The organism is Streptomyces sp. NPDC056347 (assembly GCF_042262625.1).
GTDB lineage: Bacteria > Actinomycetota > Actinomycetes > Streptomycetales > Streptomycetaceae > Streptomyces.
In genome coordinates this window covers 32,724-46,847 of the sequence record NZ_JBHJQP010000013.1, presented here as the reverse complement: position 1 = coordinate 46,847, position 14,124 = coordinate 32,724, and the positions used below count along the sequence as shown (strand labels likewise).

Sequence of the window (14,124 nt, the reverse complement as noted above, 5' to 3'; positions counted from 1 at the left end):
TCGCGGCTGCGGCGGCCCCCTCCCCCGTCTCCCCGTCTCCCCCGGTCAGCCGGTCGTCGTGGTGAAGGGGCCGCGGCGCAGGGCCGGGGAGATCAGGGCGGCGAGCGCGGTGGCGGCCATGGTGAGGCTGAGGGCGAGGATCGTGCGGGTCGCGCCGAGGCTCTCCAGGGCGAAGCCGGCGGCGACGGGGCCGGCGGCCATGGCGCCGCCGCCGACGAGCATGGCCAGGGAGTTGGCCCGGCCCCGCATGTGGTCGGGGGCGATGCGTACCAGGTAGACGCCTCCGGCGACGTTGAACACGCCGCCGACGTAGCCGCTCAGGGCGAAGAGGGCGCCCAGTGCGTAGGGGTCGCGGAGCACGGCGACGGGGACCATGAGCGCGGTCCATGCGGTCAGTCCGCCGATCACCAGGGTGCGCATGGAGAGGCGTTCGGTCCACCGGCCGCCGCTCAGTGCTCCGGCCAGGCCGCCCGCTCCGCTGAGCGAGAGGACGGCTCCGGCCTGGAACTCGGTGCCGCCGGAGGTCTGGATGCCGGACATGACGGCCAGGTTGAGGCCCTGGAAGAGGATGTTGGAGACGGCGACGGCGGCCATGACGGCCCGCAGGAAGTGCTGGTGCCACATCCACCGCAGGCCGGCGCGGACCTCGGTGGCCAGGGCGGTGCGGGGGGTGTCGGCGCGTTCCTGCTGGAGCTTGCCCCGTACGTTGAACAGGCAGGCGACTGCGGCCAGTTGGCCGAGGGCGGCGGCGAGGAAGGGGAGGGTGGCGGCGAGGGTGACCAGTGCGCTGCCCAGTGGCTGGCCCGCTATCGCGGCGCCGCGGGTGCGGGCCTCGTTGCCGGTCATGGCGGCGCCGATCTGCTCGGGCGGGACCACGGCGGGCACCGCGGCCCGTTCGGCCAGCTGGAACATCACGCCGAGGGTGCCTTCGGCGAACGCGGCGGCCAGCAGCGCCCACAGCCATGCGTGGCCGCTCAGCAGGAGCGCCGCGACCGCCCCGGTCACGGCCGCCTGGCCGAGTCCGGAGGCCAGCAGGATGCGGCGCCGGTCCCAGCGGTCGACGAGGGCGCCCGCGGGCAGCTGCACCAGGAGCTGCGGGAGCAGCAGTGCGGTGGCCACGAGTCCGGCGTCGCCGGGTGAGCGGGTCGCCCACAGGACGGCGAGGGGGTAGGCGACGGCGGTGGCGCGTCCGGCGAGCAGGGAGAGTCCGGCGCCGCCCCACAGGAGGCGGTAGTCGCGGTTGCGGCGCAGCGGTACGGGCGGCCGGGTGCCGGCGGTGTTCTTGCCGGCACCGGCGGTGATGCCGGCGTTTTCGGTGGCGGTGCCGGAGTTTTCGGTGGTGTCGGTGGTGGTGCCGGCGTTTTCGGTGGTGTGGTGTTGTTGTCCGGCCAGGTGCCAGGGCAGTGCCGCCGGGTCGGTGACGGACGGGGTGTCGGGGTCGGTGGCGGGTCTCATCGTGCGGCCACCGGGGTGCGGTCCTGGCGTGCGGGCGGGGTGGCGGGTGCGGGGGTGGTGCGGACGAATTCCAGGGCGGCCATGGCGCTGTGCATCTTGTTGGTGGCCTGGGCGAAGGCGATGCTGTGGGGTCCGTCCAGGACCTCGGCGGTGACCTCCTCGCCGCGGTGGGCGGGCAGGTCGTGCATGAACACGGCGTTCGGGCTGGTCTCCCACAGGGCGGTGGTGACCTGGAAGGGGGCGAAGGTGTCGCGCCAGCGGGGGTCGGGCTTGCTGGTGCCGGTGGTCTGCCAGCGGGTGGTGTAGATGACGTCGTAGTGGCCGTCCAGGTCGTTCATGTCGTGGCGTTCGGCCAGGACGGCTCCGGTGCGGGCGGCCTGGGCGCGGGCGCGGTGGGCGATGGGTGCGGCGAGTCCGTAGCCGGGCGGGGTGCGGACGTCGAAGCGGACGCCGGGGAAGCGGGTGAGGGCGAGGGCGAGGGCGGCGGCGGTGTTGTTGCCCTCCCCCGCGTACAGGATGCGCAGGCCGTCGATGCGGCCGAAGTGGCGCAGCAGGGTGGTGAGGTCGGTGAGGGCCTGGGTGGGGTGTTCCTCGGCGGTCATGGCGTTGATGACGGACATGGTGTTCTGGCGGGCCCAGCCGCGCAGTTCGGCTTCGGGTCCGGCGGTGCGGGCGACCAGGACGTCGAGCATGCCGGACAGGACGCGGCCGGTGTCCTCGGTGCTCTCGCCGGTGTTGAGCTGGAGGTCGCCGGGTCCGTAGGCGATGAGGGAGCCGCCCAGGCGCAGTGCTCCGGAGGAGAAGGCGGTGCGGGTGCGGGTGGAGGTCTTGGCGAAGTAGACGCCGACGATCTGGCCGTCCAGGGGGGTGGGGCGGGGGGTGGGTCTGGCGGAGAGCTCGGCTCCGCGGTGCGCGATCCGCCGCAGTTCGCTGTCGGTGAGGTCGGTGAGGGAGATGAGATGGCGCATGGCGGGTCAGCCTTCCTGGGCCGGGTCGTGGGCGGGGTGCGCGTCGAGGGCGGCGGCGAGGGTGCGCACCGTGTGGTGGCGCAGGGCGGTGGCCAGGTCGAGGGGCAGTCCGGCCCGGCGGGCGGCGAGGAGCAGGGGCGGGACGAGGAGGGAGTCGCCGCCCAGGTCTCTGAAGTCGTCGTTGGCGCCGACCTGTTGGAGTCCCAGGACTTCGGCCCAGACGGCGGCGAGGCGCTGTTCGGTGCCGGGGGCGGGTGGTTCGTAGGGGGCGTCGGTGGCGGTGGCGGCGCGGGCGACGAGGGCGAAGCGGTCGCGTTTTCCGTTGGGTGAGAGCGGGAGTGCGGGCAGGGCGGTGACGGTGGCGGGGATGACGGCGGCGGGCAGGAGGTTGCGGAGCCGTTCGCGCAGGGTGGGGACGTGGACGGTGTGTCCGTGGGCGGGGACGACCCAGGCGGCCAGGCGTTTGCCGCCGTCGGCGGCGTCGACGGCCGTGACGAGGGCTTCGTGGACGGTGGGGTCGGCGCTCAGGGCGGCTTCGGCCTCGCCGGGTTCGACGCGGTGTCCGCGGATCTTGACCTGGTCGTCGGTGCGGCCGAGGAATTCCAGGGCGCCGCCGGGCAGGCGGCGGGCGAGGTCGCCGGTGCGGTAGAGGCGGGTGCCGGGAAGGCCGTAGGGGTCGGGGAGGAAGGCGGTGGCGGTGAGGTCGGGGCGGTGGGTGTAGCCGCGGGCGAGTCCGTCGCCGCCGAGGTAGATCTCGCCGGTGATGCCGTCGGGGACGGGGCGCAGCCGGCTGTCCAGGAGGCGCAGGAGGGTGCCGGGGATCGGGGAGCCGAGGGCGATGTGGGTGCGGGGGTGGCGGGGGTGTTCGGGGGTGTGGAGGGTGTCGGCGTGCTGGAGTCCTGCGCGGATGCCGGTGGGGGCGGGTGCGGGGGTGGTGCGGCGGTGGTGGGGCATGACGCGCAGGGCGGTGGCGGCGACGGTGGTCTCGGTGGGGCCGTACTCGGCGGCCAGGGCCATGCCGCCGGGGCGGATGCGTGCGGTGACGCGGTCGGCCTGGGCGGTGGGGTAGGCGTCGCCGGCGCAGATGGCGAGGGCGGCGAGGCCGGAGAGCTGGGCGTCGGTGAGCTGGGCTTCCAGGAGGGCGAGGTGGCCGGGGGTGAGGGGGACGAAGGAGTAGGGGGCGCCCTTGAGGAGTTCGGTGCCGAGGTCCTCGGGGCGGTGGGTTTGCGGGAGCAGGCGCACGGTCTGGCCGGTCATCAGGGGTGCGTACAGGGCGGGGACGCAGAGGTCGAAGCCCGGGGAGGTGAACCAGGGGGCGCCGCCGGTGCCGGCTGTTGCGTACTGTTCGACGGCCCAGTGCAGGTAGTGGGCCAGGGCGCGGTGGGTGGTCTCGACGGCTTTGGGGGTGCCGGTGGAGCCGGAGGTGTGCAGGACGTAGGCGAGCCGGTCGGGGTCGTGGGGGGTGGTGGGCCGGGTGGTGGGGGGTGCGGGGGTGAGGTCTTCGGTGATCAGGTGGGGGGTGGTGCCGAGGCGGGCGGCGTGGCGGTGTTCGGTGACGGCGAGTGCGCAGTGGATGTCCGCGATCCGGGTGTCGGGGGTGCAGGGGTCGACGGGTACTTGTGCGGCGCCGGTCTTCCAGACGCCGAGGAGTGCGGCGACCAGGTCGAAGCCGCGGTCCAGGAGGACGGCGACGCGGGTCTCGGGTCCGGCGCCCAGGGTGCGCAGGTGGTGGGCGACGGTTTCGGCGCGGGCGTCGAGCTGGGCGTAGGTGAGGGTGGCGGTGTCGTGGGTGAGGGCGGTGGCGTGGGGGGTGGCGGCGGCCTGGGTCTCGAAGGCGGTGAGGACGTCGGTGGGGGTGTCGGAGTGCGGGAGGGGGGGTGCGGTCAGGGCGGCGCGTTCGCGGGGGTCGGGGTAGGCGCCCTGGGCGTTGCCGTCGGCGCCGGTGCGGGCCATGTCGGTGAGGACGGCGGTGTAGAGGGCGGCGAGGCGTTTGGCGCGGGGGCGGGAGAGGGTGCGGGTGCGGGAGGCGATGGAGAGGTGGCCGCGTACGGGGGTGCCGACGACGAGGCGGAATTCGTTGGGGCTGTCGTCGCGGCTGGCCATGATGTCGATGAGTTCGGTGTCGACCTGGTGGAAGTCGAGGTAGTGGAAGAGGACGTCGATGAGGTGGGTCTCGCCGCCGGGGCGTCGCATGGCGGGCATGGGGTAGCGGCGGTGGGGCCACAGCTGGATCTCGTGGGTGAAGACCTGCTGGGCGAGTTCGCCCCAGGTGGTGGCGGTGCGTTCGTAGGGGAAGGGGACGGAGTTGAGGTACATGCCGGAGACGCGTTCGGCGCCGGCCTGTTCGGGGCGGGCGTCGGCGACCATGCCGCCGCGGAAGCGTTCGGCGTGGGTGAGCAGGGAGAGGACCTTGTTGTGTGCGGCGTGCAGGACGCTCTTGTAGGGGACTTCGGCGGTGGTGGCCAGGGCGCGCAGGCCGGGTTCGATGCCGGTGAGGGGGATGTCGATGCGGTAGCGCTCGTCGGGGCCGTCGTCGCCGTGCCAGCCGGCGGGGACGGTGAAGCGTTCGTAGTCGTCGACGATGTGCTGCCAGTGGGCGCGGTCGGCGGGGTCGTCGAGGGAGGCCAGTTCGGCGGCGACGAAGTCGGCGTAGCGGACGGCGGGCAGCGGCGGGGCGGGGTCGGGGGTGGTGCCGGTGCGCAGGGCGCGGTAGGCGCGGAGCATTTCCATGAGCTGGGAGTGGTAGCTCCAGCCTTCGATGACGGGGTGGCATTCGGTGATGGACAGCCACCAGCTCTCGTCGTCCAGGAGGTGGACGGCCATGCGCATGAGGGGGGCGCGGGTGAGGTCGAAGAGGTTTTCGCGGTCGCGGTCGGCGAATTGCCACAGGGCCTGTTCGCGGTCGGCGGGCGGCAGGTGGCGCAGGTCCTCGAAGAGGCAGTCCATGGTGGCGGTGGTGTGGACGAGCTGGAGGGGGCGGGTGTAGCCGTCCAGGGCGAAGGAGGTCCGCATGACTTCGTGGCGTTCGACGATGAGGTCGGCGGCCTGCTGGAACGCTTCGGGGTCGAAGGGCAGTTCGTCGCGGATCCGGAAGGAGGTGATGTTGTGGTAGCGGTTCTCGGTGCTCTGTCCGTACATCTCGACGAGCATTCCGGCCTGGGTGAGGGAGAGGGGGTAGGCGTCGGTGATGTCGGCGGGCAGGGCGGTGCGGTCCTGGGGGCCGATGAGGGCGAAGCGGGCGACCGTGTCCCCTCCCCCGCTGCCGGTGCCGGTCGTGGTGGTGGTGTCGGTTTCGGTGGTGAGGGCGGTGGCGAGGCGGGCGACGGTGCGGTGGGCGAAGATGTCGCGGACGCTGGTCTCCCAGCCTGCTTCGCGCAGGGCGCCGACGAGGGTGACGGCGCGGATGGAGTCGCCGCCGAGCTCGAAGAAGTTGTCGTGGATGCCGACGGTGTCGCGGCCCAGGACGGTGGCCCAGACGGTGGCCAGGGTGTGTTCGGTGGTGGTGCGGGGGGCGGTGTAGGCGCCGACGGCGGTGGCGTCGCGGCCGGGTGCGGGCAGGGCGGTGCGGTCGAGTTTGCCGTTGGCGGTCAGTGGCAGGGCGGTGAGGGTGAGGCAGGCGGCGGGCACCATGTAGGCGGGGAGGGTCTCGGCGACGAGGGCGCGCAGGGCGGCCGGGGTGAGGTCGGCGGGGTCGGCGCCGGGGGCGGGGACGGTGTAGGCGACGAGTTCCTTGGTGCCGGGTGAGTCCTCGCGGACCAGGACGACGGCTTCGGCGACGGCCTCGGAGGCGGTGAGGGCGGCTTCGATCTCGCCGGGTTCGATGCGGTAGCCGCGGAGTTTGACCTGGTGGTCGGCGCGGGCGACGAAGTCGAGGTTGCCGTCGGGCAGGACGCGGGCGATGTCGCCGGTGCGGTAGAGGCGGGTGCCGGGCGGGCCGTAGGGGTCGGGGACGAAGCGTTCGGCGGTCAGGTCGGGGCGGCCGGCGTAGCCGCGGGCCAGTCCGATGCCGCCGATCCATACCTCGCCGGGTACGCCGACGGGCAGCGGGCGCAGGTCGGTGTCCAGGACGTACATGGTGGTGTGGGGGACGGCGCGGCCGATGGGGACGAGTTCGGTGGCCGGGGGGCCGTCGAGGAAGTAGGCGGAGTTGCCGACGGTGATCTCGGTGGGGCCGTACTCGGCGGCCAGGCGGGTGCCGTCGGGGCCGGCGGAGGTGGTCCAGCGTTCGGCGAGGCGGGTGGTGAAGGAGTCGCCCGCGGCGATGACGAGTCCGGCGAGGTTCTTGATCTGGTCGTCGGTCAGCTGCTGCTGGAGCAGGTCGAGGTGGCCGGGGGTGAGTTTGATGAAGGAGTACGGGGCTTTGGCGGTGAGCAGGGTGCCGAGGTCGGCGGTGTCGAAGTCCTGTGGGAGCAGGTCGACGTGGCGGCCGGTCATCAGGGGGGTGTACAGGTCGGGGACGCCGAGGTCGAAGGCGATGGAGGAGAAGAGGGGTGCTCCCCCGGGGCTTTCGCCGGTGTAGGCCTGGGCGGTCCAGCCGAGGTAGTTGGCCAGGCCGCGGTGGGTGATCAGGACGCCCTTGGGGTGGCCGGTGGAGCCGGAGGTGTAGATGACGTAGGCGAGGGTGTCGAGGTCGTGGGTGGTGGGCAGGGCGGCGGTGGCGTGGGTGCGGGCGGTCTGCTCGGCTGGGTCGTCGGTGACCAGGACGGTGGGGGCGTCGAAGCGGTTCTTGTAGCGGGTCTGGGTGAGGACGGTGCGGGTGCGGGTGGCCGAGAGCATGTGGGTGATGCGCTCGTCGGGGTAGCCGGGGTCGATGGGGACGTAGGCGGCGCCCGCGCGCCAGATGCCCAGGAGGGCGGTGATCAGGTGGGGTGAGCGGTCCAGGAGGACGGCGACGGTGTCCTCGGGGCCGATGCCGAGGGAGGCGAGGCGGCGGGCGTGCTGTTCGGATTCCTCGGCGAGGCGGCGGTAGGTGTAGGTGGTGGTGCCATGGGTGAGGGCGGTGGCGTCGGGGGTGGCGGCGGCCTGTTCCAGGATGGTTTCCAGGACGGGGCGCAGGGTGGTGGCGTCCAGGGGGTGGTCGGTGCCGACGGGGGTGGCGGGGCCGTCCAGGAGCAGGGCGCGTTCGGCGGGGCCGATCGGGTCGAGTGCGGACAGCGGGGCGTCGGGGGTGGCGGCGATCTGGTCCAGGAGGCGGGTGTAGTGTCCGGCGATCCTGGCGGCGGTGGGGGCGTCGAAGAGGGCGGTGGCGTATTCGAGGCTGCCGTGCAGGGTGCCGTCGGCGCGTTCGGTGAGGTGGAGGGTGAGGTCGAAGCGGGCGATGGCGCCGGTGGCGGGGACGGGCCGGGCGGTGATGCCGGGCAGGTCGGGGCCGTTGTTCTCGTCGCCGGAGACGAGGTCGAACATGACCTGGAAGAGGGGGGTGGTGGACAGGTCGCGTTCGGGTTCGAGTTCGTCGGCGATCTTGTCGAACGGGGTGTCCTGGCAGTCGAAGGCGTCCAGGACGGTGGTGCGGTTGGCGGCCAGGACGTCGCGGAAGGCGGGGTCGCCGGCCCAGCGTGCGCGCAGGACCAGGGTGTTGTACGCGTATCCGGCCATCCGGCGCAGTTCGGGGCGGGTGCGGCCGGAGACGGCGGTGCCGACGGAGATGTCGCGTGTGCCGGTGTAGCGGCCGAGGAGGTTCTGGTAGGCGGTGAGCAGGACCATGAAGAGGGTGGCGTCGCTGCGGCGGGCGAGGTCGCGCAGGGCGGTGGCGGTGGCGGCGGGGATGTCGAAGCCGTGGGTGGCGCCGTTCCAGGTGCGTACGGCGGGGCGGGGCCGGTCGGTGGGCAGGGCGAGGGGTTCGACGCCGGTGAGCTGTTCGCGCCAGCGTGCCAGGCGGCGGTCGGCTTCGGGGCCGCTCTGGCGGGTGGCGGCCCAGGCGGTGTAGTCGGCGTACTGGACGGGCAGTTCGGGCAGTTCCTCGCCGCGGTAGAGGGCGGTGAGGTCGGTCAGGAGCAGGGGGCGGGTCAGGGCGTCGCAGGCGATGTGGTGCAGGACGACGAGCAGGACGTGGTCGTCGGGGGCGAAGCGCAGCAGCCGTACCCGCAGGGGGTGTTCGCCGGCCAGGTCGAGGGGGTGGGTGGCGTGTTCCTCGGTGAAGGCGATGGCGGCGGTGTTTCGGGCGGCGGCGTCCAGGCCGGGGCGGTCGGTGACGGTGAGGTCGGTGGGGCCCGGGGGGTCGATGGCCTGGCGGGGTTCGGCGGTGTCCAGGACGTAGCGGGTGCGCAGGATCTCGTGGCGGGCGGTGAGCTGGTCGAACGCGGTGCGCAGGGTGGTGGTGTCCAGGGGGCCGTGGAGGCGGTAGGCCATCGGCAGGAGGTATTCGGGGCTGTCGGGGTCGAGCTGGTGGAGGAACCAGAGTTGGCGCTGGCCGGCGGACAGGGGCAGGGGGCGGGTGCGGTCGGTGCGGGGTATGGCGGTGGGGGGTGCGGTCGGGCGGGTGCCCTGTGCGGTGCGCCCGGCCAGGCGGCGTCGCAGGAGTTCGGCGCGCAGGTCCTGCTGCGTGGTCCGCGTCGGTGCGGTGGGTGCGGTCACGGCTGGTACTCCTGGTGGGCGAGGGCGAGTTCGGTTTCGGTGAGGGTTTCGATCTCGGCGGTGACGGCGTCTTCGACCGCCTTGGCGAGTGTGGTGACGGTGGGGTGTTCGAAGACGGCGCGCAGGGGCAGTTCGAGGTCGAACTCCTCCTGGATGCGGGCGATGACCTGTGCGGCGCGTACGGAGTTGCCGCCGGAGCGGAAGAAGCCCTGGCGGGTGCCGATGCGGCCGGGCGGGGCGTCGGGGCCGTGGAGGACTTCGGTCCAGATCCGGGTGATGATCTCTTCGACGGGGCCTTCGGGTGCGGTGTAGGGCTCGTCGGCGAGTGCGGCGGTGAGGTCGGGTGCGGGCAGGGCCCGGGTGTCGACCTTGCCGTGCCGGGTGAGGGGCAGGGTGGTGAGGGGGACCAGGAGTGCGGGGACCATGTAGTCGGGCAGGGTGCGGGCGCAGTGGTCGAGGAGTTCGCTGTCGCCGGGTGCGGGGGTGTGGGGGGCGGGGACCCAGTAGGCGATGAGGGCGGCGTCGGGTCCGGTGCCGTGGACGGTGATGTGGGCCTGGGTGACGGCGGGGTGTTCGGCCAGGACGCTCTGGACCTCGCCGGTCTCCACGCGTCTGCCGCGGATCTTGGCCTGGCCGTCGGCGCGGCCGGCGAATTCCAGGGTGCCGTCGGGCAGCATGCGGGCCATGTCGCCGCTGCGGTAGAGGCGGGTGCCGGGCTGTCCGTGGGGGTCGGGGAGGAAGGCGGCGGCGGTCAGGTCGGGGCGGCCGGCGTAGCCGCGGGCGAGGGCGTCGCCGCCGATGCACAGTTCGCCGGTGACTCCGTAGGGGACGGGGTTGAGGTGTTCGTCCAGGACGCGGGCGGTGCAGTGGGGGTAGGGGCGTCCGATGGGGGTGGTGGTCGCGGTGTCGTGGGTGTCCCAGCGGGTGGCGGCGATGGTGGTCTCGGTGAGGCCGTATTCGTTGATGAAGCGGCGCAGCCGTCGGGAGAGGTCGCGGGCGAGGGCGGGCGGGCAGTTCTCGCCGCCGGTCTTGCCGACGAGGGGGCGGCGGTCGAATCCGGCGTCGATGAGCATCTGCCAGTGGGCGGGGGCGGCCTGGAGGTGGCTGACGTGGTGCCGGTCGATCAGGGCGATCTGGGCGCGGTGGTCGCGCAGTTCGTGTTCCTGGGCCAGGACGACGCGGCCGCCGGCGGTCAAGGGCATGACCAGTTCGGTCCAGGAGATGTCGAAGGTGGGCTGGGCCAGGGCGAGGTAGGCGTCGTCGGGGCCCTGTCCGAAGTCGAGGTGGGCCTGGAAGGCGCGCAGGGTCGCCAGCAGGGTGCGGTGCTCGACGGCGACGCCCTTGGGGCGGCCGGTGGAGCCGGAGGTGTACATGAGGTAGGCGAGGCGGTCGGGGTCGGGTCCGGGCAGCGGTCCCCCGGCCCAGGTGCCGGTGCCGGGGCCGGTGTCGGTGTCGGTGTCGAGGGTGAGGAGGGGGCCGTGGTGGATGCGGGCCAGGCGGGCGCGGTGGGTGGTGTCGGTGACCAGGACGCGGGCCTGGGAGTCGGCCAGGATGTGGGCGATGCGGTCGTCGGGGGCGGCGGGGTCCAGGGGGACGTAGGCGGCTCCGGCGTGCCAGGTGCCCAGGATCGCGGCGATGAGGTCGGGGGTGCGGTCGGTGAGGACGGCGACGGTGGTTTCCGGGCGGGCGCCGAGGGTGTGCAGGCGGTGGGCGAGGTGGTGGGCGCGCCGGTTCAGCCGGTCGTAGGTCCAGGTGTCCTGGCCGCAGACGACGGCGGTGTCCTGGGGGTGGCGGCGGGCGGTGTCGGTGACGGCGGTGAGCACGGTGTCGCCGGGTGCGGGCGGGGCGGGGGTGCCCGGGTCCTGGGTGCCGTGGCCGTGGGTGAGGATTTCGGTGCGCAGGGCGGCGGGCAGGAGGTCGGCGGTGCCCAGGGGGGTCCAGGGGTTGTCGGTGACGGATTCCAGGAGGCGTGTCCAGCAGTCGGTGAACCGCTGGATGGTGGCGGGGTCGAACAGGGCGGTGGCGTACTCGGCCATGCCGAGCAGGGAGCCGTCGTCCTGGCGCTGCACGACGAGGGTGAGGTCGGTGCGGGCGGCCTGCCAGGCGCCCTTGAAGGCGTCGAGGTCCTTGGCGGAGGTGGCGGTGCCGGTGCGGCCTTCCTCGTGGAGGTCGAACATGACCTGGTAGAGGGGGGTGCGGGCGGTGTCGCGGTGGTGGTCGAGGTGGGTGACGAGGGTGTCGAAGGGCAGGTCCTGGTGGGCGAAGGCCTGGCGGGCGGTGTCGCGGACGTGGTGGACGGCGTCGTGGAAGGTGGTGGCGGCGTCCGCGGTGCAGCGCAGGACGAGGGTGTTGAGGAAGAAGCCGACGATGTCGGCGGTGGCGGGGTTGCCGCGTCCCGCGACGGGGATGCCGACGGGGATGTCCCAGCGTCCGGTGAGGCGGGCGACGAGGGCGGCGAACGCGGTGAGCAGGGTCTGCTGGAGGGTGGCTCCGCAGCTGCGGCCGAGTTCGGTGACGCGTTCGGTGAGGTCGGCGGGGACGGTGAAGAGGTGGACGGCTCCGTCGGCGTCGCGGACCGGGGGGCGGGGCCGGTCGGCGGGCAGGTCGAGCGGGGTGATGCCGTCCAGGACCGTTTTCCAGTGGTCGAGTTCGCGGGCGACGAAGGTGTCGGTGAGCAGGGCGCGGCGGTGGACGGCGTGGTCGGCGTACTGGAGGGGCAGGGCGGGCAGGCTGGCCCGGGTGCGGGTGTGGGCGGCCTGTGCGAGGGCGGTGAGGTCGCGTTCCAGGACGACGGAGGACCAGCCGTCGCAGGCGATGTGGTGCAGGGAGAGGATGACGTGGAGGGTGGTGTCGTGGCGTACGGTCAGGGCTCGCCAGACGGGTCCGTTCTCCAGGTCGAAGGGGCGGGCGAACTCTTCTTGGACCAGGGTGTTGAGTTCGGCCGGGGTGGTGGCGGTCGCGGTGCGCAGGTGCGGGGGGCGGGTGCGGGGGGCGTCGGCTACCTGGACGGGTCCGTCGGGGCCGGGGAGGTAGCGGGTGCGCAGGATCTCGTGCCGGTCGGCCAGTGCGTTCAGGGCGGTTTCGAGGGTGGTGTCGCTGTAGTGGGCGGGCAGGGTGAGGAAGACGGGGGCGTTCCACTCGCTGCTGTCGGGGCGCAGCTGGTGCAGGAGCCACATGCTCTGCTGGCCGGGTGACAGGGGCAGGCCCCGGGGGGTGCGGGGGGCGGGCAGGATCGTTTCGGCAGCGGGGTCGGTGCCGGTGTCCGGGCGGGTGAGGAGGCGGGCCTGTGTTTCGACGGTGGTCGCGGTGAACAGGTCGCGCAGCGGGATGCGGGTGCCGGTGCGGGTGGCGAGGAGTTCGCACAGGCGGGTGAGCATCAGGGAGGAGCCGCCGAGCTGGAAGAAGTCGGAGGTGGCGCCGATCTGTTCGGCGGGGGTGCCGGTGAGGTGGGCCCAGGCTTCGGCGACGGTGTGTTCGGTGGTGGTGCGCGGGGGGATGCGGGTGTCGGGGGTGGTGGTGTCGGCGGGGTCGGGCAGGGCGGTGCGGTCGGTTTTTCCGCTGGCGGTGAGGGGCCAGGTGGTGACGGTGGTGTAGAGGGTGGGGACGAGGACGTCGGGCAGGGTGCGGCGCAGGAAGGCGCGCAGTTCGTCGGGGCGGGGTGCGGGGGTGGTGCGGGGCTGGATCCAGGCGGCGAGGCGCTGTCCGGTGGTGCGGGGGTCGGGGACGGCGGCGACGGCGGCGTTGCGCAGGCGGGGGTGGGCGGTGAGGGCGGCTTCCACCTCGCCGGGTTCGATGCGTACGCCGTTGACCTTGGTCTGCTGGTCGAGTCGGCCGAGGTATTCGAGGGTGCCGTCGGGGCGCCAGCGGACCTGGTCGCCGGTGCGGTAGAGGCGGTGGCCGGGGGTGTGGGGGTCGGGGACGAAGCGTTCGGCGGTCAGGTCGGGGCGGTGGAGGTAGCCGAGGGCCAGTTGGGGGCCGCCGGTGTGGAGTTCGCCGGGGACGCCGACGGGGACGGGGTGTCCGGCCGGGTCGAGGACGAGGACGCGCATGTTGCCGATGGGGCGTCCGATGGGGACGGCGCCGGTGTCCTGTTCGGGGTTCCAGGGGTGTTCGGTGATGTCGACGGAGGCTTCGGTGGGGCCGTAGGTGTTCCAGATCCGGGCGTGGGGTGCGCCCTGGAGGATGCGGTGGCACAGGTCGGCGTGGAGGGGTTCGCCGGCGCTGAAGACCAGGCGCAGGGTGGTGGCGTGGGCCCAGCCGGGTTCTTCGACCAGGCGGCGGTAGACGGAGGGGACGCCCTGCAGGACGGTGACGCCGTGGTCGGCGACGGCTTTCAGGAGGGCGGCGGGGTCGTGTTCGGCTCCGTCGGGGGCCAGGACGAGGGCGGCGCCGCTGATGAGGGGGGAGAAGAGTTCGAGTCCGGCGGCGTCGAAGCCGATGGTGGTCTTGAGGAGGAACCGGTCGGCGGGGCCCAGGCGGTGGCGGTGGGCGAGCCAGCGGACCCGGTTGGCGATGCCGGCGTGCGGGACGACGACGCCCTTGGGGCGGCCGGTGGAGCCGGAGGTGTGCAGGATGTAGGCGGGGCGGGCGCCGTCGGGGGCGGGGCGGGGTGCGGCCGGGGCCTTGTCGGTGAGGGTGTCGGTGATGAGGGTGCGGGTGGTGGCGGGGAGTTTGGCGGCGGTGGTGCGGTCGGCGAGGGTGAGGGGGGCCTGGGTGTCGTCCAGGACGAGGGCGATGCGGGCGGCGGGGTGGTGGGGGTCCAGGGGGACGTAGGTGCCGCCGGCGAGCCAGATGCCCAGGAGGGCGGCGACCAGGTCGAATCCGCGGGGCAGGCATACGCCGGTGAGGTCGCCGGGGCGCAGGCCGGCCTGGTGGAGGTGGGTGGCGAAGTGTTCGGCGCGGGCGGCGAGTTCGGCGTAGGTGTGGGTGCGGGTGCCGATGACGGCGGGGGCGTCGGGGGTGCGGGCGGCCTGGGCGGCGAACAGCTGGGGCAGCAGGGGCGGGGTCGCGGGCCGGGCGGTCGCGCCGGTGTGCGGTCCCGACAGTGTGGGGTCGTTCACGATCTCTCCTTCATCGGGATCGGGCGGCGCGGTGGGGGCGCGGGCCGGGCCTCGGATCCGGCGGCCGG

4 protein-coding genes are annotated in these 14,124 nt (G+C 73.7%); all 4 read right to left on the bottom strand.

Annotated elements, in window-relative coordinates; genetic code table 11:
* Window positions 1–45: 45 nt before the first annotated feature.
* The 4 genes from ACFCV8_RS05590 to ACFCV8_RS05575 are packed head-to-tail and all read right to left on the bottom strand — an operon-like array spanning window position 46 to window position 14,056.
* A complete protein-coding gene (locus ACFCV8_RS05590) occupies window positions 46–1,455 on the bottom strand; it encodes an MFS transporter (protein ID WP_376683950.1) in 1,410 nt (469 codons plus the stop codon).
* A complete protein-coding gene (locus ACFCV8_RS05585) occupies window positions 1,452–2,423 on the bottom strand; it encodes an ornithine carbamoyltransferase (RefSeq protein ID WP_376683949.1) in 972 nt (323 codons plus the stop codon). Before ACFCV8_RS05585 ends, ACFCV8_RS05590 begins: the two co-directional genes overlap by 4 nt.
* Window positions 2,424–2,429: 6 nt before the next feature.
* A complete protein-coding gene (locus tag ACFCV8_RS05580; RefSeq protein ID WP_376683948.1) occupies window positions 2,430–8,996 on the bottom strand; it encodes an amino acid adenylation domain-containing protein in 6,567 nt (2,188 codons plus the stop codon).
* Complete coding sequence (locus ACFCV8_RS05575; protein ID WP_376683947.1) at window positions 8,993–14,056, bottom strand: amino acid adenylation domain-containing protein; 5,064 nt, start codon at window positions 14,054–14,056, stop codon at window positions 8,993–8,995. The genes ACFCV8_RS05580 and ACFCV8_RS05575 overlap by 4 nt, the downstream gene beginning before the upstream one ends.
* Window positions 14,057–14,124: the final 68 nt, after the last annotated feature.

Bases quoted from the DNA above. Each gene is read 5' to 3' on its own strand.
- ACFCV8_RS05590 (WP_376683950.1), bottom strand. From the start codon at position 1,455: ATGAGACCCGCCACCGACCCCGACACCCCGTCCGTCACCGACCCGGCG.
- ACFCV8_RS05585 (WP_376683949.1), bottom strand. From the start codon at position 2,423: ATGCGCCATCTCATCTCCCTCACCGACCTCACCGACAGCGAACTGCGG.